Genomic DNA, 21,951 nt, shown 5'->3' with positions numbered 1-21,951 from the left:
TCAAAAAAGGTACGAGCTCAGAGCTCGTACCTTTTTTAATTAGCTTTCTAATTCAATTAACAGATCTCCCGGCTGGATGCCATCTCCACTCGACACGTGTACTTGTTTAATCACGCCGTCAAATGGTGCTTGCACGGTTGTTTCCATTTTCATTGCTTCTGTGATCATTAAGTGATCACCTTTTGAGACTTTATCGCCTTTTTCTACTACTACTCGAATAACGGTTCCAGGCATTGAAGCGCCGATGTGGGCCGGATTTCCTTGGTCGGCTTTTTGTTTTGCCGTAACGGTTGTTTTGACACTTTCGTCTTTAATCACGACTTCGCGAGGCTGACCGTTCAATTCAAAGTATACCGCTCGCGTACCGTCTGCCTGCGGTTCTCCAATGGATACAAGGCGGACAATTAAGGTTTTTCCTTTTTCAATCTCAATTTCAACCTCTTCTCCTAAACGCATGCCGTATAGGAAAGTCGGTGTATCAAGAACAGAAATGTCCCCGTATTGTTCGACTGCTTTGTGGTAATCCATAAATACTTTTGGATACAGCGCATAAGCAATGGCATCAAAACTCGTTACTTGACGATTTAAGTCTTTAAACAGCTTCTCTTTCACTGCATCGAAGTCCACATCTTCTAACAATTCTCCAGGACGAACTGTAATAGGTTTTCTGCCTTTTAGAATGATGCGCTGAAGCTCTTTAGGGAATCCCCCGTGAGGCTGCCCTAAATACCCTTCAAACAATTCAATAACTGAATCCGGGAAGTCAAGCGTTTCACCGCGCTCAAACAGCGTTTCTTCTGTCAAGTTGTTTTGAACCATAAACAATGCCATATCTCCAACTACTTTTGATGATGGCGTAACTTTTACAATATCACCAAATAACAAATTCACGCGTGAATACATATCTTTTACTTCATCCCAGCGGTTTCCTAAACCAACTGCTTTCGCTTGTTGCTGTAAGTTGCTATATTGACCCCCTGGCATTTCATGCTCGTACACTTCCGTATGAGGAGCGTTCATGCCGCTTTCGAAGTCTTGGTAATATTTTCGCACGTCTTCCCAATAGTAAGAAAGCTGTTCTAGATTTTTAATATCCAGATTTGGTCTGCGGTCCGCACCTTCTAATGCGTAATAAAGAGAGTTAGCACTTGGCTGAGACGTTAAGCCTGCCATTGAGCTTACGGCTACGTCTACAATGTCTACACCTGCTTCAATTGCTTTTGCATACGTGTATACACCGTTTCCGCTTGTATCATGCGTATGAAGGTGGATTGGAATATCAACCGTTTCTTTTAGAGCCGATACTAAATCATAAGCTGCCTGTGGTTTTAAAAGACCCGCCATATCTTTAATGCCCAGGATATGTGCTCCAGACTGCTCAAGCTCTTTTGCTAAGTTCTTGTAGTAATCCAAATCATACTTACGGCGCGTGGGATCTAAAATATCACCTGTATAACACATCGCTGCTTCTGCAATCTTTCCTGTTTGACGAACGGAGTCAATTGCAAGAGTCATTCCTTGCACCCAGTTTAAGCTGTCAAAGATACGGAAAACATCAATACCTGCATAAGCTGATTTTTCAACAAATTCTTTAATTACGTTATCAGGATAGTTTTTATATCCAACCGCATTTGACGCGCGAAGAAGCATTTGGAAAAGAACGTTTGGCGCTTGTTGACGTAAAGTAAGCAAGCGATCCCACGGATCTTCTTTTAAGAATCGATAAGCGACATCAAACGTTGCTCCCCCCCACATTTCCATAGAAAATAAATCTGGAAGCAAGCGTGCAGTTGGGTTAGCTACTTGTTTTAAGTCGTTTGTACGGATACGCGTTGCTAAAAGAGACTGATGGCCATCACGGAAGGTTGTATCCGTTAATAGCACTTCCTTGCGTTCTTTCACCCAATTTACTAAACCTTCTGCACCTTTTTCATCTAAAATCTGCTTTGTTCCGTTTTGAATTGGTTTGCTTATATCCACACTAGGAACGCGCGGTTTCGTAAAGATCGGCTTTTTCTTTTCCGATACACCTGGGAATCCGTTTACCGTAACATTCCCAATGTATGTAAGCATTTTAGTTCCGCGGTCTTTTCGCTTCGGGAAAACAAAAAGTTCAGGCGTTGTGTCAATAAATGATGTATCATAAGCACCTGTTAAGAACTTATCATGCTTCACTACATTTTCAAGAAACGGAATATTTGTTTTAATTCCACGAATACGAAATTCTTTTAAGTTCCGTACCATTTTTGATGCGGCTTGATCGAATGTTAATGCCCATGTTGTTACTTTTACTAACAGTGAATCATAATAAGGCGTAATTACAGCACCTTGGAAGCTGTTTCCCGTATCTAAACGTACGCCAAAACCGCCACCAGAACGATAAGCCATAATCTTACCCGTATCCGGCATAAAATTGTTTAACGGATCTTCTGTCGTTACACGAGATTGAATCGCATATCCATGTACGTGAATTTGATCTTGTGCAGGAATAGACACTTCCTTGCTGTGAAGCGCGTAACCGTCTGCAATTAAAATTTGCGATTGAACGATATCAATACCTGTAATCATTTCAGTAATTGTGTGCTCTACTTGAACACGTGGATTTACTTCAATAAAATAAAAATCGTTTCCTGATACTAAAAATTCTACTGTACCAGCATTTATGTACTGCACTTTTTCCATCAGCTGCACAGCTGCTTCACAAATGCGGAGACGTAAGCCTTCATCTATAGAAACACTTGGTGCTACTTCTACTACTTTTTGGTGACGACGCTGCACAGAACAGTCGCGTTCATAAAGATGCACAACATTTCCTTGTTCATCACCTAAAATTTGCACTTCAATATGTTTTGGATTTTCAACTAATTTCTCGACATACACTTCATCATTACCAAAAGCCGCTTTTGCTTCTGATTTGGCACGGTCATAAGATTCATTCAGGCTGTCTGCATCGTGAACGATACGCATGCCTCGACCGCCTCCGCCTAAAGCCGCTTTGATCATTAGAGGATATCCATGCTGATTAGCAAATTCTTTTGCTTCGTCAATTGAATCAATAGGACCATCCGTACCAGGAATAACGGGAATATCTGCTTGAATAGCCTGATGACGTGCTTTTACTTTATCGCCAAACATATCAAGATGCTTGGATTTTGGGCCAATAAAAATAATGCCTTCTTCTTCGCAACGTTTCGCAAATTGGATATTTTCTGACAAAAAACCATAGCCAGGGTGAATAGCATCTACATCATGAGACTTAGCAATGTCGATGATGCCTTCTATATCTAAATAAGCATCAATCGGTTTTTTCTCCGCTCCTACTAAATAGGCTTCATCCGCTTTGTAACGGTGATAAGAGCCTGCGTCTTCCTTAGAATAAATCGCAACAGTCCGAATATTCAGTTCAGTACATGCTCGAAATACACGAATTGCAATTTCTCCTCGGTTTGCTACTAATACTTTTTTGATTTTTTTAGTTACAAAACTCATGTTGCTAATCTCCTCTCAATTTCGTATAAACTTCAATATATAGCAAAATTAGATAAAAGAAAAGCAAAAATCAATGGAAAATGATAAAATTCCAATAAATTTTTGCTTTTTTTACACATTTTTTTACGAAAATCAATCGCTTGTTGTTGGTGTATTGTTCGGATGTAGCACAATATTTTCCGTGTTTTTCTGTTTTTTATTTTGATAATTTACGAAAAACGAAATATTTACAATAATTCCCATAGATACCATCAGCGTTAGCAGCGAAGACCCTCCGTAACTGATAAACGGAAGCGTGACGCCGGTAATCGGAATGAGTCCCGTAAGCCCTCCAAGGTTAATGCCTGTCTGAATACCTATCATACTGGCTACTCCAATACAAATCATGCTAGCAAACGGATCCTGAGATTTTTTAGCCAACATTAAAATCCTGAAAATTAAGAAGCCTAAAAGGCCCAGCACGAGCATAACTCCAAAGAACCCTAATTCTTCTGCAATAATAGCCATAATGAAATCGGTATGAGGCTCCGGAAGATAACCATACTTTTGTACACTTTCTCCTAAACCAAGGCCTTTTAAGCCTCCTGTACCTATTGCTAAATATGAATTAACCAGCTGATAACCGGTTCCTTGAGCATTGGCAAACGGATCTGATGCACCGGTAAAACGGCCAATTCGATTGGTAGTAAACTGCCCTGTAAAAAAACCAATCGTAATAATTACCGTAAGTAAAATGATACCTAGTGCTAGCATGCGGAAAAAGGTTTTTTTAGAGATTCCCGAACATAGCATAATGGTAACGGCAATAGCAAAAATAATTGATCCCGTTCCAAGGTCAGGCTGAATCGCTACAAAGCCTAATATTAGAAATACAAGACCCATAGGTCCAAAAAAAGCTTTTTTGATGTTGTCAATATACTCTTGCCTTTTAGACAAAACATACGATAAGTATAAAATGACAACAAGCTTGGCATACTCAGCCGGCTGCATGTTTGCCCCGCCAAGCTGCAGCCAACTTTGCGCATTGTTACTCGTATGCCCCATTACAAACACAAGCAAAAGCAGTACAAAAATGCCCAGAATCGCATAAGGCAGTATTTTAGGATACAGCTTGTAAGGTGTTAGCATTGTTAAAATGAACAATACAAGCGTAAAAGCAAGCCACATTTTTTGTCTGTTGTAAAAGAAATCACTTGACGTATGATATCTTGTAATACTTACAATCATACTTGAACTGTAAACCATAACTAGTCCAACCGCACAAAGAAGCAGCACTGGAATTACAATTGAATAGTCAAAATGCCTAAATATTTTTTTTACCATAACCCTCTTCCTTTAAAAATGACGTGTTTCTGTTTCGTTTCATCTTTTATGTACAAATTTAAGTAAATTAGGAAATTTCAACCACCTGTAATAAAAAACTCAAACTACGTTTGTATATAGTTTGAGTTTCGATCGCGTGATTTTTATTTTTTTGTAAACGCTTCATGCAGTGCAGAAAGTTCACGCTCGAGGCGGTCTAGCAATGTTTTTCCAACACGTTCATCAATTAAACCAAGACGAACTGCAAAATCAATTTCTCTTGATAAACCAAACATTTGTGTATCTAAAACCTCTTCATAAAGAGGACATTGTGGCATTGTTAAGTTATCCATTTGAACTTGAATTAATTGCAAAATCTTATCTGCATCAGCTTTTAACAACGCATACGCTTTTTCACGATGATCTATCATTGTCTCAGGCGTCAAACTCAATCCCTCCGTTCGCGAGCGATTACCTAATCTATCTCTCAATTTTAAAGGCTATGCTCCAAAAAAGCAAGGATAAACATGTCCGTGAGGCTGGCCGTCTTTTTTATACTGTTACTTTCTCAAAACCGTTACCATAGATGTAGGAAATTTCGCACTTTCGTTGACCTTTACATTATATCATACGAGAATCACTCTCAACTAAATTTTTTCATCAAAGTGACAAATAAGTAGAAAGCGCTTATACTTTTAGCAAGGGGGCATTTATGATGAATTCAATTATTATGTTAAAAGGAAAAGTAAAATATACGCTGACACTCGACCCAAGCGTGTGGATTTTCGATGACCGCAAGCTCGATATGGACGTTTTCTTTGAACATCCACCGGAGAAAAAAGACGAGACAGAAGCGTACACAAAGGCTGTTTCGAAGCATTGGGACCGTGAAATTCAAGAGGGAGCCGTCTTTCCTCCTACGTTAAAAACCGAAAAGAAATTCAAAAAACAGGAGCTAGTAAATGGAACATTTGGTATTTTATTTGCACCTTTTCTAGCAAACGCTTCACCTACTGAAGAAGCTACCAACGTTTCATTTAAAACAAAAGACGCGCTGATTTCTTTTTCATTAGAAGAAGCTCAAAAACTAATCTTTGGTTTCAGCCAAGATGGAAAGCCTCTTAGAGAAGATGGGCCTATATATGTCTATTTACCTGACGGATCTAACCGAAATAACCCTATTAAATATGTGGAAGAAATCATCGTTACATAATAAAAGAAGCGGGGTTCCAAAAGGAACCCCGCTTCTTTTAAAGAATATCAGCTGCTAATTGTGCTAGCCCGGAGCGCTCTCCTTTGATTAACCGAACGTGGCCCGATACTTTTTGCTCTTTAAACTTTTCAACTACGTACGTTAATCCGTTGTTATACTCATCTAAATAAGGATGATCAATTTGAGCCGGATCTCCCATAAGGACAATTTTACTCTTTTCCCCTACCCTTGTTAAAATTGTTTTAATTTCATGCTTCGTTAAATTTTGCGCTTCATCAATAATAATGAACTGTTCCGGAATGCTTCGGCCTCTTATATACGTCAAGGCTTCCACTTCTATTGAACTGAGCCCCGCTAGAATCGCATCCAGTTCTCCAGGCTTTTTAGTGTTGAATAAGTACTCTAGGTTATCATAAATTGGTTGCATCCATGGACGAAGCTTCTCCTGCTTTTCTCCTGGCAAGAATCCAATATCTTTCCCTAAAGGAACAATAGGACGAGCTACAAGTAGCTTTTTAAAACATCCTAGATCTTCCGTCTGCATAAGTCCTGAAGCTAAAGCAAGCAGCGTTTTACCCGTACCTGCCTTTCCAATTAACGTGACCAGTTGAACGTCGTCTCTAAGAAGAAGTTCTAAAGCCATAATTTGCTGAACATTTCGAGGTTTGATTCCCCAGATATGATCATATTCAAATAAAAGCTTTTTTACTTTCGTTGTTGTCTGATCGACAATGCCGATGGCTGATCCGGATCCCCCAAATGCATCTTTCATCACTAAGAATTGATTTGCAAAAAAGGAGTGGTTCGCAATTTGAGACGTTAGCAGCTCTCCTTTTTCGTAAAATTGACTCAGCAGTTCTTTTGCAATATAGACTTCCGAAAAGCCTGTATAAATACTATTGAATTCCACTACTCTATCACTTAAAAAATCTTCTGCTCTTAAGCCGATTGCGTCAGCCTTCACACGTACCAACACATCTTTACTCACTAGTATCACTTCACGTCCATCTTCTTTTGTTTCCTCTTCAAGAGATAGATTTTTAGCAACCGCTAAAATTCGATTATCATTTGTTTTTTCCACAAAGATTTCTTGAAGCTGTTGAAAAGAGCGATGATTGAGTTCAATTCGCAAATGGCCCCCATTTTCTAAAGGGATTTTCTCATATAACTTTCCATGTTGTCTCAAGTTATCAATGAGTTTGGATACCTGCCTTGCATTTCGTCCGACTTCATCCATATTTCTTTTTTTCGAATCAACTTCTTCTAGCACAACGGCCGGAATCACTACTTCGTTATCATCAAATGAAAAAATTGAATGCGGATCTTGTAATAAAACATTCGTATCTAATACATAAATTTTTCCCAATAATTCAGCCTCCTACTCCGATTGTTTTTCCTGTAAGGAGTGAAACAAGGCACCCATCCATTTATATACTATGTAACGCACATGTGTGAAGTGACCTTAAATGGACGGACCATTTTCTTTAAATATATGAACACGTGTATAAAGATAGAAGAACTATTAGAAACTAAATACAAATTACTACAAAAAATGAGTCATTCATAAGGAGGAGTCTCCCACATGAACAAATTTTTTCTATCCATTAGCTTATGTTTTATTACACTAACCGGCTGTAACAATAACCAAGCAGACGTTGAAGAAGGACAAAAAACAGATCGAATTGTACAGGTCAAAAATTCATCTCCTGAACGCTCTCACAAGCGTACTGCTAATGAAATATCAGCTCATTTAGTTGAACTGGCTTCAAGCGTTCCGAATGTAAATGATGCTACTGCCATTGTGCTTGGTAAGTATGCAATCGTAGGCATTGACGTCGGCAAAGATATTGATCGTTCAGAGGTAAGTTCAATCAAATATACAGTTGCCGAAGGTCTGAAAGCTGATCCGTACGGCGCTAATTCTGTTGTTATTGCAGATCCTGATACGGTCGCTCGGCTAAAACAAATTGGAAATGAAATTCGCAAAGGTCGGCCAGTTACAGGATTTTTAGATGAATTAGCAGCCATTGTAAACCGAGTGATGCCTGAATTTGCAGAAGAAATTCGCCGAAATCCTAGCTCAACAGATACAAACAATCAAAAATTAAATAATAAACAAGAGCAAAATTTAAAGAATGAGCAGGAAAAACAATCTAATAATCATCTTCAAAAAAATGAATAAGAAAGTCGCTTAGCGGCAGGCTGCTGCTAAGCTTTTTTTATCGCTTCAATTACTTGCTTATCGAGTTTAGCAGCTGCTACTGGATCATAGGTCTTTTCATATGAAGGGTTTACTGAAATCTTAGAACCATAGAACATGACATCTCTTACTTCATTAATATCTAGTTCAATTAGCGCCAGCTTTAAAGCTACTCCTTCTAACTTTTCTTGCGCTACCTCAGCTATTCCGCTGATTGAGTAGCATGATTCATTAGCAAGAATATTTACCACTGCTTTATTCGTATGTTTAATGTTTTCTACAATCCTCGATTTGACATCTACGGCAAATCGAATTTTTTGTTTAGTCGGAGCTACTAACCACGAAATGGCACTAACATTTGGACCGTTTGTTTCAAAATCAATAGTTGAAATGGTTGCAAATCTCTCTGTCTGTAGCTCATCGTATAATGCATCTACTAATTGAGTCTCGACTTCGTTGGCCATTTTCATCCCTCCTACTGTTTATGTACTTACTAGTTACTATCTTCGAGCTAACAAGCAAAATTACCTGCTTCTTTAGGAATGTTTTCCTATCGTTCCTTTTCTACTGAGAGATAGCACCGCAAAAAAACTTTATAAAACAAGAATTTTCGGCTAGAATGATGTATAGAGAAGTTGAGGTGATAGAAATGAGAGTACAATGTGTCATGTGCGATAAAATTGAAACAATTGAGGATGAAACGCTTGTGGCAAAACGACTGCGCAACCGTCCTATCCATACATATATGTGCAATGAATGTTCTGAACGGATTGAAAAACGAACAAAAGAACGCATAGCTACTGGTAACTTTAAACTATATGAGTCGAAAAAGACAGAGGAGGATTGGTAAGGTGCTCCGATTAGGAATAAGTATTGGCATGTTAAGCGGGATTATCCTTGGGTTATGTTTAAAATGGATAGAATGGCTAACCGGCAAACAAGTTTATACCCTTTTATTAAATGTTGATTTTATTCCTATCATTGGCCCTATTCAATGGCCTGAATGGGTAGAGTTTGTTTTTCATTTACTCATTGCCGTTGCAATTGGGATCGTTTTTGTTTACATAGTAGGTAAATTAAATAATATGTCTATTCGAAAAATCGTATTGTGTTCCTTTTTATTAACACTTCCAACCATTCCTTTGTATTTTCCGTTGACGCTGCTTGCGCTTAAGCCTACGCCTGCGGTGGATGACGCAGTAGCGATTTTTTATTGGACAGCTGGCCATTTAATTTTCGCAGCCGCTCTTGTCTTCGGCTATATCATACTAAAAAGACGCTTGTAGCTACAAGCGTCTTTTTATGTAGTCTTTTATGAACCCAACGTGGAGTTTTGCTTTTTAGCCTGATACAGCCGTATTTTATAAATAATTAATACAAGCGCTGCAACCACAAGCCCTTCAGCTACAGGTAAAAAAATGCCTAAAAACGTTAAGATCGTACATCCAAAAGCTAAAAATAGATAAATAACCACAGATTTTAAAAGCGGCAGCTTCTTTGCAAACCCGAGTTTGTACACGAGAACAGATAGCCCTAAAATGGTAAAGTATAACAGCCACATTCCTATTTTTGCATGTTCATCTACTTGATACAGAGCAGCAAAAAATGAAAGGTGTTCTTTTACATCCATACTTCTTCCCCCTATTCCTTACTTTACATTATTCGATATAAGCCACCTTTTTCCTTTCCAAATTCCTTATTTATAAAACGCTTTCAAAAATAGAAAATTCTGATATAATAGATAAAAAACAAGCCGCTAGCAGATAGAGCTAACGACTTACTTTTTTTATTATTTCGTGTCAGCGTACTTTTTCTTTTTCGCTGCTTTTTCACGTTCATTTTTATCAAGAATTTTTTTACGTAGACGAATAGATTCTGGTGTGATTTCACAATATTCATCTTCGTTTAAATATTCAAGTGATTGCTCTAAAGACATAATACGAGGTTTTTTCATACCTGTTGTTTGATCTTTATTAGCAGAACGCATATTCGTCATTTGCTTCATTTTACAGATGTTAACAACGATATCATTTTCACGAGTGTGTTCTCCTACGATCATACCTTCGTATACTTCTGTACCTGGCTCAACGAAAATTGTGCCGCGGTCTTCTACGCCTTGGATTCCATAAGTAGATGATTTACCGCTTTCCATAGAAACAAGCACACCTTGACGGCGACCTCCAACTTGACCTTGCTGCATTGGCTGGTAGCTATCAAATGAATGGTTAATGATACCGAATCCACGAGTTAACGATAAGAACTCAGTTGTATAACCGATTAAACCACGTGCAGGAACCATAAAGATCAGACGAACTTGACCGCTGCCGTTGTTAATCATATCAACCATTTCACCTTTACGAGCACCCATTGATTCCATAATAGAACCCGTATGTTCTTCAGGCACGTCGATTTGCACACGCTCAACTGGCTCACAGCGAACGCCATCAATTTCACGAACGATTACTTCAGGTTTTGATACTTGAATCTCATATCCTTCACGACGCATATTTTCAATTAAAATAGATAAATGAAGTTCTCCACGTCCTGAAACAACCCATACATCCGGTGAATCAGTATTTTCCACGCGTAAACTTACATCCGTCTCAAGTTCAGACATTAAGCGCTCTTCAATTTTACGAGATGTAACAAATTTACCTTCACGACCAGCAAACGGTGAATTGTTTACTAAGAACGTCATTTGTAAAGTAGGTTCATCAATACGTAAAATTGGCAGTGCATCTTGGTGGTCAAACGGACATACGGTTTCACCTACGTTGATGTCTTCCATTCCTGATACAGCGATCAGGTCTCCTGCTTTTGCTTCTTCGATTTCAACACGCTTTAAGCCTAGGAAACCGAATAATTTTGTTACACGGAATTGTTTTACCGTACCGTCAAGCTTCATTAATGCAACTTGCTGGCCTACTTTCATTGTTCCGCGGAATACGCGACCTACACCGATACGACCAAGATAGTCATTGTAGTCAAGCATTGCCACTTGGAATTGAAGTGGTTCGTCGCTGTTGTCTACTGGTGCTGGAATGTGCTCGATGATTGAGTCAAATAGAGATGACATGTTCTCATCTTGCTTTTCAGGGTTCGTGCTAGCCGTTCCGTTGATTGCTGAAGCATAAACAACAGGGAACTCAATTTGTTCCTCGCTTGCACCTAGTTCAATAAATAAGTCAATTACTTCATCAACTACTTCAGTTGGACGAGCAAAGTCACGGTCAATTTTGTTAACAACAACAATCGGCGTTAAATTTTGCTCTAATGCTTTTTTCAATACAAAGCGAGTTTGAGGCATACATCCTTCATATGCATCTACTACAAGTAGAACACCGTCTACCATTTTCATAATACGCTCAACTTCTCCACCGAAGTCAGCATGTCCTGGCGTATCCATAATGTTGATACGCGTATCTTTATAATTAATAGCTGTGTTTTTCGCTAAAATTGTAATTCCACGCTCACGCTCAAGGTCATTTGAATCCATCGCACGTTCTTCAACATGCTCATTAGTACGGAATGTTCCGGACTGATGTAATAATTTATCTACTAACGTTGTTTTCCCATGGTCTACATGGGCAATAATGGCAATATTACGTAAATCTTTACGAATGTTCACGCATTTCACTCCTATGCTTGTAATAACTAAGCTATTATATCACACTAACTCTAGAATTGCAGAATGATTTTGTTGTACACTATAAATATCCGTTATAAATGGGAGGAATCAACATGAGAAACATTAAGTGGGTATTTGTTTTATATGCATTTATCGCAACTGCGGCAATTATGTCAATCGGCATATTTATCGGAGAAGGAAGCGCTCTCGGGGTCATTTTAGCTATCGCAGCTTTAATTGTTGTAATGGGCCTTGGCTTTACGACTAAGAAAAAAATGCGAGAAAAAGGGCAGCTGTAATTTTTTTGCGATGATTGAAAGCGTCATGGCCATTTGCAACATCAAAATGGTTCATGACGTTTTTTCATCACAAAATTCTTTGACTACACGTAAGTCTTCACTTCTATTTTATTTATTCCACTTTCCTTCAAGGTACGTACGAAAGATTTCGTCATGTAATGTTGGTTTGCTTACAAATACACTGCTTTTTTCAAGAATCTCTAACGGCTTTCCTTCTAAATCCGTCATAACTCCTCCAACTTCTTCAATCAATACTTTACCGGCAGCAAAGTCCCATGGAGCCAAGCGTAAAGTAATGTATCCATCCAAGCGTCCAGCCGCTACGTAAGCAAGCTCAATAGCTGCGGATCCATATGAACGGGTCCCTCTTACTTTACGCACAAGCGGACTTAATACGGAAGGATCAATACGGCGGTTCTCCGTCACCCATGTTGCATTTAGGCTAATAATAGCTTGTTCAACTGGTACAGGTTCAAGTTTCGGCAATTGGATGTTATTCATAAACGCGCCCTGTCCTTTTAAAGCATGATACAGCTCATTATGAATAACATCGTAAATATAACCTGCTTGTCCTACACCATCTTCAAATATGCCGATGGAAATAGCAAAATTTCGCTGCTGATGAACAAAGTTCATCGTACCGTCGATTGGATCGATAATCCAAATCGTTCCTTCGTCTGATTCAAGCTCTTCTCCATATCCTTCTTCTCCGAGAATATGATGTTCCGGAAAGGTTTCATTGATTTTTGAGATAAAAAACTGTTCAATTTCTTTATCCATATTTGTTACTAAATCATTTGGATTAGATTTCGTTTGAATGAGAAGTTCTTTACTAAACGACTGTTGAATTTTTTGTCCAGCTTCTTTTAGCCACTCTTTAACGTATGTATCAATTTCTTTCCAGCGTTGCGTCATCTCAATTCCCCCTCAAAAATACGTCTCTTATTTAAGCTTAAAAAAACCTCTGCAAGATGTCAATTAACAGAGCACGTGGGAGAAGAACTGCCGCTTCTTCTCCCACGTGCTCTGTTACCACTTATGAATCTGCTCATTCAGTTTAATCCTTTTTTACAGTTTACCCTTATTTGTTCTATTTTATTCCCGTATCTGCTACTGAAGAGATATCATTTCTTCACGAAGTTTCTCGAGCTTTCGCTTACATTTTTGTTTTTGTTCCTCATTATTCTCCATCATGGCTTCATATAACGTTGCTAACTCGTAATCTAACTCCAAACGAATTACACCTAATCTTTTTTGTCCATCATTCTTCTTATACATATTCACCACTTGTTTCATGTTTCAAACACCCCTCTCAAATTATTGAACCCGCTTATAGAAAACTAAATTTTCAGATATTTTGATTGATATAGTCTATGTCGAAACCTAATCTCATGTAACTAAATTGTGTGATTACCTATAAAAAAATGATAGACACGTTTTGACAAGCATATGCGAATTAATTGGTGTTTATGCTTTTCATGTGGTAGAATCTTCGCGTAAATCATACTTACTTGCATAGATGCACAGCAGCTATACATATTCACTAAAAAACGGAGGTTTCACATGGCATTCTCAGGATTTTCACAAGATGACTTTAACGTATTCCGTATCGAGGGACTTGATGCACGTATGGAAGCCATCAAGACAACGATACGCCCAAAATTCGAACAATTGAGCAATCATTTTGCTCCTACTCTTTCTTCACTTTGTGGAGATGAAATGTTCGTACACATTGCCAAACATGCACGAAGAACAGTTAACCCGCCAGCAGATACGTGGGTAGCCTTTGCTAACAGTAAACGCGGGTATAAAAAGCTCCCTCATTTTCAAATTGGCCTTTGGGAAACACATGTCTTTGTGTGGTTCGCCGTCATTTACGAATCACCTATTAAAGAACAATTTGGAAAGCTGCTAAAACAAAACATTGAGGAGATTCGTCAAAATATCCCAGCCTCGTTTGTTTGGTCGAAAGATCATACAAAACCTGATAGTGACAAAATGGGCGACTTATCTTCTGAAGACTTAGAGAGTTTGTTTGAACGTCTAGAGACGGTTAAAAAAGCTGAGATCCTATGCGGCATTACAATTCCAAAAGAAGAAGCGATTGCAATGAACGGCGAAGAATGGATAGCTCGTATTGAACAAACATTTCATACGGTAACTCCATTATATGAACTAACTAAAAAAGCATATGCATAATTTTAACGAATTGATATAAAAAAAATGGAGCCAAGCTTGGCTCCATTTTTTACATTTTTATGATGTCTCCAGAAGAAGCAGCCTTTGCTTTTTGAATCGTTCGATAAGAAGAATATTTGCTTTGATCTTCAAAATCGTTACAGATTGTTTTTTCTTCTGCTTTACTTGGCACAATTTCTTTAAATCGGCGATAGACTGCCATTAGGTGATCACGCTCAATACCTTTTTCATAAGCTCGTTCAATGCTTTCAAAAAACTTCACTACATCAATAATTTCTTCTGTACTCCAATCAAGGGAGATAGGGTATTGATATTCCACTTCTCATCACTCCATTTATTTCTTCAATCTATGTATATCTATATTCTTAACTCTATCACAATCTATAATGTACACAAAATTTATTCTCTTTTCACACAAAAGAATTTCTCCTTTTTTTTCTTTTTATTTTCTCTTTAAAATATCTTTGCAAATGGGTTAATAAGTGCTATAATTCTTTTGTTTTATGGGGATTTTCAAAACATAAAGAACTATAAAATAATAAGTAATAAACAGTTTACAATTACTTGTATTTTTTTAACTAAAAATTGTATTTATATTATCAAACAGTAGTAAACATACACGTTTCATTCATTTATATAATGGTTAAAATCAAGAAAACTGCCGAGTAGAATTTCTGTTGAATTTCTTTTATAGAAAAAAGATCTGATATTTTAATATGTAGAATTCAACAGCCACTAGTTTTTGGTATATAAAATTGAATGCTGTAATTTGATAAAAAACAATCAAAGTCCCTCTAAGCTTTGCTTAGAGGGACTGACAATTTATGATAAAAGAGGTGTATAGCAAAGTTGTCTTCTCAATTTTCAACTCCATTATTTACTGGATTGGTTAATCACGCTAAGAAAAACCCAACACAATTCCATATCCCTGGACATAAAAAAGGAAATGGAATGGATCCTGAATTCCGCTCATTTATTGGCGATGATGCTTTATCCATTGATTTAATTAATATCGGTCCTCTTGATGACCTTCACCAGCCAAAAGGCATTATCAAACAAGCGCAGGATTTAGCTGCAGAAGCATTTGGTGCTGACCATACTTTTTTCTCTGTTCAAGGAACGAGCGGAGCAATTATGGCAATGGTCATGGCGACATGTGGTCCTGGAGATAAAATTATCGTTCCTAGAAACGTGCATAAATCTGTTATGAGTGCGATTGTTTTTTCAGGAGCTACGCCTATTTTTATTCACCCTGAAATTGACGAAAATCTTGGCATTTCTCACGGTATTACATCGGACTCTGTAGAAAAAGCCTTAAAGCAGCACCCTGAAGCAAAAGCAGTGCTTGTTATCAATCCAACTTATTTTGGAATTTCTGGAGACCTTCGTAAAATCGTAGAAATTGCCCACTCGTATCAAGTGCCTGTACTTGTTGATGAAGCTCACGGCGTTCATATTCACTTCCATGATGATTTGCCTCTGTCTGCTATGCAGGCCGGTGCAGATATGGCAGCAACAAGCGTGCATAAATTAGGGGGCTCTATGACGCAAAGTTCAATTCTAAACATACGCGAAGGCTTAATTTCTCCAAAACGTGTACAGTCTATTTTAAGCATGCTCACAACAACATCAACATCTTATCTGCTGCTGGCTTCTTTAGATGTTGCACGAAAACGTTTAGCTACAGAAGGAAAAGAGCTGGCTGAACGTGCAATTTCTCTTGCTGAAAAAGCACGAAAAGAAATTAATACAATTGAGCATATCCGATGTATAGGCAGAGAAATTTTAGGGACAAAAGCTACGTATGATTTAGACCCTACTAAATTAATTATTTCTGTTTCAGATTTAGGAATTACGGGCTATGACGTAGAAAAATGGATGCGTGAAGCTCATAATATCGAAGTTGAAATGTCTGACCTTTATAATATTCTATGTATTATCACGCCTGGAGATACAGAAGAAGATCTGTTACGTCTGGTCACAGCTCTGCGTGAATTATCTGCAAAATTCCATAATCTTTCTGAAACAACGGCAAAACCGGCTATTTTATTGCCTGATATTCCTGTATTGGCTTTAACACCTCGCGATGCTTTTTACGCTGAAACAGAAGTGGTACCTTTTCATGAGTCGGCAGGTCGTATTATTGCGGAATTTGTGATGGTCTATCCTCCTGGTATTCCTATTTTTATTCCTGGGGAAATCATCACTGAGGAAAATTTAACCTACATTGAAACAAACTTAGAGGCAGGTTTACCAGTGCAGGGTCCGGAAGATTTTGAATTAAAAACATTTCGTGTCATTAAAGAACATAAAGCAATTCAATAAAAAAAAGGTGCGAATTTTCGCACCTTTTTTTATTGAATTAATCTAAATCTTCATCTGCTTTTTGACATTCTCCGCTTTTACATGTTGAGTATAATCGCGTCACTTTCTCATCTTCGAAATGATCAATTGTGCAGTTACATGTTTGACATACGATTGTTCCCATTTTGTAAACTCCCCTTTAACCGTCTTTTTTTATAAGCGTTTTACAACTCTTGATATTATATTATTATGTCACATTAAATATGTCAACAACTAATTAGTATGTCACATTAAAAATATTTTTCTCATAAATGTTATATTTGTTTTCAAAAAGCTGAACGCTTAGCATCATCTCTATTTATATGAAAAAACAATGTCTAATTTCACATCTATTTCAGCACTTTAAAATAATTACGAAAAATAAGAATTTGAGCTCTTGCCGTTTTTTCTTACTAATAGGGTAGACATTTCATACAAACTTTACTAGAATGTATAACCATGTGGTTTCATGTATAGCTAAAAAGGTTATATGAGAAAACATGTTATGTAAAATAGAATAGGAAAGAAGTGATAATCGATGAAAAAACTGACTCCTGTTTTTATCATTTCGGTTATTATTGCTGCAGTATTTATCGTATGGGGTGTTATTCCGGAATCTGTGCTAGGAAGCGCAGCGCTTACACCTGTCATATCGGCAATACATAGTTTTATCATCGAGAAATTTGGCTGGTATTACTTATTAGCAGCTACATTATTCTTAGTTTTTACGCTGTACTTAATTTTTTCAAAGTACGGAAATATTAAACTAGGTAAACCTGACGAAAAGCCTCAGTATGGTTATGTCTCATGGTTTGCCATGTTATTTAGTGCTGGTATGGGGATTTGACTTGTATTCTGGGGTGTTTCAGAACCAATCAATCATTTTCATACTCCACCTTGTGGTGAAGTCGGTACAGCAGAATCAGCTCGCGCAGCTCTACGTTATTCGTTTTTCCACTGGGGTTTACATCCTTGGGCTATTTATTCCGTTCTTGCACTGGCCCTTGCATATTTTCAATTTAGAAAAGGTTACCCGTTCATAATCAGTAATATTTTACGTCCACTATTAGGAAAACGTGTTGATGGACCTCTTGGAACGATCATAAACGTCATCGCCGTATTTGCAACTGTTTTTGGGGTGGCAACATCTCTAGGACTGGGCGCTATTCAAATTATTATCGTGACGTTCTTGTTCATGCTGTCAGCACAGACGGGTTTGAACAAAGGTATTAAGAGTATTTGAGTAACATTAATATTGTTTTAGCTATTCTGTTAATGCTATTCTTGTTATTTGCAGGTCCAACCAACTTTATTATGGACTTATTCGTTACAACAATTGGCAGCTACATTCAAAACTTGCCGTCGATGAGTTTTCGATTGAGCCCGTTTGATAACAGTACTTGGGTTCAAGATTGGACAATTTTCTACTGGGCATGGTGGATCGCTTGGGCACCGTTTGTGGGTACGTTCATTGCTCGTATTTCACGTGGTAGAACCATTCGAGAATTTTTAATTGGTGTACTAGCTGTTCCGACCGTATTTGGTGGATTATGGTTTTCCGTATTAGGAGGTTCTGGGGTCTATTTAGACTTTTTCAAGGATCTTCCTGTTATGGATGTTATTAATAATAAAGGAACAGAAGTTGCTTTATTCTATGTACTTGAACAGTTTCCATTTGGTACGTTCATGTCCATTGTCGCTATTTGCTTAATTGCTACATTCTTCATTACATCAGCTGACTCAGCTACATTTGTTTTAGGAATGCAGACAACAAATGGTGATCTAAATCCTTCAGGCTCTATTAAGCTTACGTGGGGCTTAATTCAATCGTTAACAGCAATCATTCTGCTTTGGACAGGTGGTTTGGATGCGCTCCAAACAGCTGCGATTATAGCAGCACTTCCATTCTCAATTGTGCTGGTGCTAACGGTCTTCTCATTAATGAAAGCATTTAAAGAAGAAGGCGCATTGAAAAGAGAAAAGAAATCTGTGTAAGACAAAAAAGCGTTAGCTTATATAAGCTAACGCTTTTTTTATGCAATCTTACGCCGTGCAAAATAAAATTAGTTGATAACATGCCAAGCAGACAGCTGAAGTTGTACCCGTCATCATAAGCGCCAGTCTTTTAGATTTGACGTTCATTTCTGCTATGCCGTAAGCTAAATAAGCAAATACTAAAAATAAAATAATTTTAGATGTCAACTGATCACGTTTTGATAGCAATTCAACCAGTGAATAACCTATCCAAATAACAATGTGTAAGCTCCAAACGAAATACGTCTTCATAGCCCCTTCGCCGCCTTTTCATTCGTTATCCAAAAGAGCAATTTTTTATCTACCTATAAGGAAAGCACGTCCCACTTCATATGTATGCATCTAGAGCTCATTTAAGACTGCCTCAGCGCTTTTTACACGTTTCCTCTAAAAGAGTATACTCATCAGCAACAAAAACTGTATGACAAGCATCTGATACTTTAGGAAAACCGTTTTCTTCAAAAAAAAAAGCCGATGCATACGCATCAGCTTTTTAAAAACATTATTTTACAATGTGAATTGGGCTTCCAATAGCTACTTCAGCAGCTTCCATTGTGATTTCACCTAATGTTGGGTGAGCGTGAATTGTCAATGCGATATCTTCAGCTGTTACGCCAGCTTCGATAGCAAGACCAAGCTCAGCAATCATGTCAGATGCGCTAGGTCCAGCAATTTGAGCACCAACAACTACTCCGTCTTCTTTACGAGTGATAAGCTTTAAGAAGCCTTCTGCAGCGTTAAGTGCAAGCGCACGTCCGTTAGCAGCAAATGGGAATTTAGAAGCTTTAACAGCTAATCCTTCTTCTTTCGCTTGTGCTTCAGTATAACCTACAGATGCAAGCTCAGGCTCAGAGAATACAACTGCTGGAATTCCTAAGTAGTCAATTTCAGCAGGTTCGCCAGCGATTACTTCAGCTGCGATTTTACCTTCGTAAGAAGCTTTGTGTGCAAGTGGAGGTCCAGTTACGATATCACCAATTGCAAAGATGTTGCTTACAGATGTACGAGTTTGGTTATCGATTTCGATAAGACCACGGTCAGTCATTTTAACGCCAACTTGCTCAAGACCAAGCTCATCAGTGTTAGGACGACGACCTACAGTAACTAATACGTAGTCAGCATCGATTACTTTTGACTCTCCGCCTACTTCAAACGTAACTTGTACGCCGTTAGCAGTTTCTTCAACACCTTTAGCCATTGCTTTTGTATAGATTTCAACGTTTCCTTTTTTCTTAAGGTTACGTTTAACAAGTGAACTCATTTGTTTTTCAAAACCAGCTAAGATTTCATCAGCAGCTTCTACAAATGTAACTTCTGTACCGAAGTTAGCAAAAGCAGTACCAAGCTCAGTACCGATGTAACCTCCGCCGATTACAACTAATTTTTTAGGAACTTCTTTAAGCGCTAATGCACCTGTAGAGTTGATTACGCGCTCAGAGAATTTGAATCCAGGGATCTCGATTGGGCGAGAACCAGTTGCAAGGATAGCATTTTTGAATTTGTACGTTTGTGCAGAATTTTCATCCATTACACGTACAGTTTCGCTGTCAACGAAGTAAGCTTCACCTTTTACGATGTCAACTTTGTTACCTTTAAGAAGGCCTTCAACACCGCCAGTAAGTTTGTTTACAACGCCGTTTTTGAATTCTTGAACTTTAGAGAAATCAACTGTTACATTCTCAGCGATAATCCCCATGTCTTCAGAATGTTTAGCGTGTTCAAAACGGTGACCTGCAGCGATTAATGCTTTTGAAGGAATACAACCAACGTTTAAGCATACGCCTCCAAGGTTACCTTTTTCTACGATTGTAACTTTTTGACCTAATTGAGCTGCACGAATTGCTGCAACGTAGCCACCAGGGCCAGCACCAATGACAAGAGTATCAGTTTCGATTGGGAAATCTCCTACTACCATTTATTACGCCTCCATTAATAATAATTCTGGATCATTTAATAAACGCTTGATTTGGTTAAGAGCGTTTTGAGCTGTTGCGCCATCGATAATACGGTGGTCAAAGCTTAGTGATAATGCTAATACTGGAGCAATTACAATTTCACCGTCGCGTACAACTGGTTTTTCAGCGATACGTCCGATACCTAGAATTGCAACTTCTGGGTGGTTGATAACAGGAGTAAACCATTGTCCACCAGCAGAACCGATATTTGTGATTGTACAAGAAGCGCCTTTCATTTCAGCAGGAGCTAATTTACCATCACGTGCTTTTCCAGCAAGGTCGTTAATTTGATCAGAAATTTCGAACACAGATTTACGGTCAGCATTTTTCACAACTGGTACTAAAAGACCTTTTTCAGTGTCAGCAGCGATACCGATGTTGTAGTAATGTTTTTGAATTACTTCATCTGTAGAGTCATCGATTGAAGTGTTAAGAGCTGGGAACTTCTTAAGTGCTGAAGTTAACGCTTTTACCACGTAAGGTAAGAATGTTAATTTAATACCTTGATCTGCTGCAACTGTTTTGAATTTTTTACGATGAGCAACAAGAGCTGTTACATCGATTTCATCCATTAATGTTACGTGTGGAGCAGTGTGTTTAGAGTTAACCATAGCTTTTGCGATTGCACGACGGATACCGCTCATTTTCTCGCGAGTTTCTGGTAAGTCGCCTTCAGGAATAGCTTGTGCTGCTGCTGCTTTTGGTTCAGCTGAAGCAGTTTCCTCTTTAGCTGGAGCTTCAGCAGTTGCTGTAGCTGTAGAACCACCAGATAGGAAGCTATCGATGTCATCTTTAACAATACGTCCGTTTTTACCTGAACCAGGAACAGCTTTAATGTCTACACCTTTTTCACGAGCATATTTGCGCACTGAAGGCATAGCAATTACTTTACGGTTAGGATCAACATCAGCTTGTGCTGCAGGAGCTGTTGCTTCTTCAGTCACTTCTTCAGTTGAAGCTTCTTCTTTAGCTTCTTCTGCTGGTGCATCATCATGATCGTCACCTTTGAATTTTAAGTCTTCGTATCCAGGAGCATCAAAAGTAACGATAACTTGTCCTACAGTAGCTACTGTACCTTCGTCAACTTTTACTTCTAATACTTTACCTTTTACAGGAGATGGGATTTCAACAACAGCTTTGTCATTTTGTACTTCTGCTAGTACATCATCCTCATCAATTTCATCTCCAGCTTTTACGAACCATTTTACAATTTCACCTTCGTGGATACCTTCACCGATATCCGGCAGTTTAAATTCAAATGCCACGTGTCTTCACCCTCCTAGTTAGTT

21 protein-coding genes and 1 pseudogene are annotated in these 21,951 nt (G+C 38.2%); 8 read left to right on the top strand and 14 right to left on the bottom strand.

What is annotated here, in order from left to right; genetic code table 11:
- Nucleotides 1–39: 39 nt before the first annotated feature.
- The 3 genes from pyc to JNUCC25_RS06885 all read right to left on the bottom strand — a co-directional run bounded on the left by pyc (nucleotide 40) and on the right by JNUCC25_RS06885 (nucleotide 5,222).
- Nucleotides 40–3,489: a pyruvate carboxylase gene (gene pyc / locus JNUCC25_RS06895; protein WP_454223002.1), complete on the bottom strand. Its 3,450-nt coding sequence runs from the start codon at nucleotides 3,487–3,489 to the stop codon at nucleotides 40–42.
- Between the two features lie 132 nt (nucleotides 3,490–3,621).
- Complete coding sequence (locus JNUCC25_RS06890; RefSeq protein ID WP_029325117.1) at nucleotides 3,622–4,812, bottom strand: FtsW/RodA/SpoVE family cell cycle protein; 1,191 nt, start codon at nucleotides 4,810–4,812, stop codon at nucleotides 3,622–3,624.
- A gap of 143 nt (nucleotides 4,813–4,955) precedes the next feature.
- On the bottom strand, nucleotides 4,956–5,222 hold the full coding sequence (locus JNUCC25_RS06885; RefSeq protein ID WP_370506486.1) for a YlaN family protein: 267 nt from the start codon (nucleotides 5,220–5,222) through the stop codon (nucleotides 4,956–4,958).
- Nucleotides 5,223–5,503: 281 nt separating this feature from the next.
- Here JNUCC25_RS06885 and JNUCC25_RS06880 point away from each other — a divergent pair, with 281 nt between their 5' ends.
- Nucleotides 5,504–6,004 carry a hypothetical protein gene (locus tag JNUCC25_RS06880; RefSeq protein WP_078081611.1) on the top strand — a complete coding sequence of 167 codons (501 nt, stop codon included), beginning with the start codon at nucleotides 5,504–5,506 and terminating at the stop codon, nucleotides 6,002–6,004.
- A 37-nt stretch (nucleotides 6,005–6,041) separates the two neighbouring features.
- Here JNUCC25_RS06880 and JNUCC25_RS06875 read toward each other — a convergent pair whose 3' ends face one another.
- Nucleotides 6,042–7,370, bottom strand: a complete 1,329-nt coding sequence (locus JNUCC25_RS06875; RefSeq protein WP_013056072.1) for a PhoH family protein — start codon at nucleotides 7,368–7,370, stop codon at nucleotides 6,042–6,044.
- 216 nt (nucleotides 7,371–7,586) lie between these two features.
- Here JNUCC25_RS06875 and JNUCC25_RS06870 point away from each other — a divergent pair, with 216 nt between their 5' ends.
- On the top strand, nucleotides 7,587–8,186 hold the full coding sequence (locus JNUCC25_RS06870; protein ID WP_013056071.1) for a YhcN/YlaJ family sporulation lipoprotein: 600 nt from the start codon (nucleotides 7,587–7,589) through the stop codon (nucleotides 8,184–8,186).
- Nucleotides 8,187–8,212: 26 nt separating this feature from the next.
- Here JNUCC25_RS06870 and JNUCC25_RS06865 read toward each other — a convergent pair whose 3' ends face one another.
- On the bottom strand, nucleotides 8,213–8,668 hold the full coding sequence (locus tag JNUCC25_RS06865) for a pyridoxamine 5'-phosphate oxidase family protein (protein ID WP_013056070.1): 456 nt from the start codon (nucleotides 8,666–8,668) through the stop codon (nucleotides 8,213–8,215).
- A 185-nt stretch (nucleotides 8,669–8,853) separates the two neighbouring features.
- On the opposite strand from JNUCC25_RS06865, the gene JNUCC25_RS06860 reads away from it, so the two are divergent.
- Both JNUCC25_RS06860 and JNUCC25_RS06855 read left to right on the top strand, forming a co-directional pair.
- The gene (locus JNUCC25_RS06860) at nucleotides 8,854–9,054 is read left to right on the top strand and encodes a YlaI family protein (RefSeq protein WP_013056069.1); all 201 of its coding nucleotides are present in this window, start codon (nucleotides 8,854–8,856) and stop codon (nucleotides 9,052–9,054) included.
- A gap of 1 nt (nucleotide 9,055) precedes the next feature.
- Nucleotides 9,056–9,490, top strand: a complete 435-nt coding sequence (locus tag JNUCC25_RS06855) for a hypothetical protein (protein ID WP_013056068.1) — start codon at nucleotides 9,056–9,058, stop codon at nucleotides 9,488–9,490.
- Between the two features lie 26 nt (nucleotides 9,491–9,516).
- Here the strand turns inward: JNUCC25_RS06855 and JNUCC25_RS06850 are convergent, their stop codons facing one another.
- Nucleotides 9,517–9,834: a YlaH-like family protein gene (locus tag JNUCC25_RS06850; RefSeq protein ID WP_013056067.1), complete on the bottom strand. Its 318-nt coding sequence runs from the start codon at nucleotides 9,832–9,834 to the stop codon at nucleotides 9,517–9,519.
- Between the two features lie 159 nt (nucleotides 9,835–9,993).
- Nucleotides 9,994–11,832 (bottom strand): translational GTPase TypA, encoded by a 1,839-nt coding sequence (gene typA, locus JNUCC25_RS06845; protein ID WP_013056066.1) that lies wholly within the window; start codon nucleotides 11,830–11,832, stop codon nucleotides 9,994–9,996.
- Between the two features lie 113 nt (nucleotides 11,833–11,945).
- Here typA and JNUCC25_RS06840 point away from each other — a divergent pair, with 113 nt between their 5' ends.
- Nucleotides 11,946–12,131, top strand: coding sequence for a YlaF family protein (locus tag JNUCC25_RS06840; RefSeq protein WP_016763441.1), 186 nt, complete (start codon nucleotides 11,946–11,948; stop codon nucleotides 12,129–12,131).
- A 108-nt stretch (nucleotides 12,132–12,239) separates the two neighbouring features.
- On the opposite strand, the gene JNUCC25_RS06835 is transcribed toward JNUCC25_RS06840, so the two are convergent.
- Nucleotides 12,240–13,046, bottom strand: coding sequence for an inositol monophosphatase family protein (locus JNUCC25_RS06835; RefSeq protein ID WP_013056064.1), 807 nt, complete (start codon nucleotides 13,044–13,046; stop codon nucleotides 12,240–12,242).
- A gap of 195 nt (nucleotides 13,047–13,241) precedes the next feature.
- Nucleotides 13,242–13,427, bottom strand: coding sequence for a hypothetical protein (locus JNUCC25_RS06830; protein WP_013056063.1), 186 nt, complete (start codon nucleotides 13,425–13,427; stop codon nucleotides 13,242–13,244).
- Nucleotides 13,428–13,694: 267 nt separating this feature from the next.
- Between JNUCC25_RS06830 and JNUCC25_RS06825 the strand changes: the two genes are divergently transcribed.
- A complete protein-coding gene (locus JNUCC25_RS06825) occupies nucleotides 13,695–14,330 on the top strand; it encodes a YktB family protein (RefSeq protein WP_013056062.1) in 636 nt (211 codons plus the stop codon).
- A 49-nt stretch (nucleotides 14,331–14,379) separates the two neighbouring features.
- On the opposite strand, the gene JNUCC25_RS06820 is transcribed toward JNUCC25_RS06825, so the two are convergent.
- Nucleotides 14,380–14,649, bottom strand: coding sequence for a UPF0223 family protein (locus JNUCC25_RS06820; protein WP_013056061.1), 270 nt, complete (start codon nucleotides 14,647–14,649; stop codon nucleotides 14,380–14,382).
- A 530-nt stretch (nucleotides 14,650–15,179) separates the two neighbouring features.
- Here JNUCC25_RS06820 and JNUCC25_RS06815 point away from each other — a divergent pair.
- Nucleotides 15,180–16,655, top strand: coding sequence for an aminotransferase class I/II-fold pyridoxal phosphate-dependent enzyme (locus JNUCC25_RS06815; RefSeq protein ID WP_013056060.1), 1,476 nt, complete (start codon nucleotides 15,180–15,182; stop codon nucleotides 16,653–16,655).
- 37 nt (nucleotides 16,656–16,692) lie between these two features.
- On the opposite strand, the gene JNUCC25_RS06810 is transcribed toward JNUCC25_RS06815, so the two are convergent.
- Nucleotides 16,693–16,818 carry a GapA-binding peptide SR1P gene (locus JNUCC25_RS06810; RefSeq protein WP_013056059.1) on the bottom strand — a complete coding sequence of 42 codons (126 nt, stop codon included), beginning with the start codon at nucleotides 16,816–16,818 and terminating at the stop codon, nucleotides 16,693–16,695.
- A 393-nt stretch (nucleotides 16,819–17,211) separates the two neighbouring features.
- On the opposite strand from JNUCC25_RS06810, the pseudogene JNUCC25_RS06805 reads away from it, so the two are divergent.
- Nucleotides 17,212–18,668, top strand: a pseudogene (locus JNUCC25_RS06805) (BCCT family transporter).
- A 48-nt stretch (nucleotides 18,669–18,716) separates the two neighbouring features.
- Here JNUCC25_RS06805 and JNUCC25_RS06800 read toward each other — a convergent pair.
- From JNUCC25_RS06800 to JNUCC25_RS06790, 3 genes are all read right to left on the bottom strand, one after another.
- The gene (locus tag JNUCC25_RS06800) at nucleotides 18,717–18,959 is read right to left on the bottom strand and encodes a hypothetical protein (protein ID WP_029325115.1); all 243 of its coding nucleotides are present in this window, start codon (nucleotides 18,957–18,959) and stop codon (nucleotides 18,717–18,719) included.
- Between the two features lie 250 nt (nucleotides 18,960–19,209).
- A complete protein-coding gene (gene lpdA, locus JNUCC25_RS06795) occupies nucleotides 19,210–20,622 on the bottom strand; it encodes a dihydrolipoyl dehydrogenase (RefSeq protein ID WP_013056057.1) in 1,413 nt (470 codons plus the stop codon).
- Between the two features lie 3 nt (nucleotides 20,623–20,625).
- Complete coding sequence (locus tag JNUCC25_RS06790) at nucleotides 20,626–21,927, bottom strand: dihydrolipoamide acetyltransferase family protein (RefSeq protein ID WP_028407941.1); 1,302 nt, start codon at nucleotides 21,925–21,927, stop codon at nucleotides 20,626–20,628.
- Between the last annotated feature and the right edge of the window lie 24 nt (nucleotides 21,928–21,951).

Source organism: Priestia sp. JNUCC 25 (assembly GCF_053667915.1).
The sequence above is the reverse complement of the archived record's forward strand: the minus strand, read 5'-3'. Positions and strand labels throughout refer to the sequence as shown.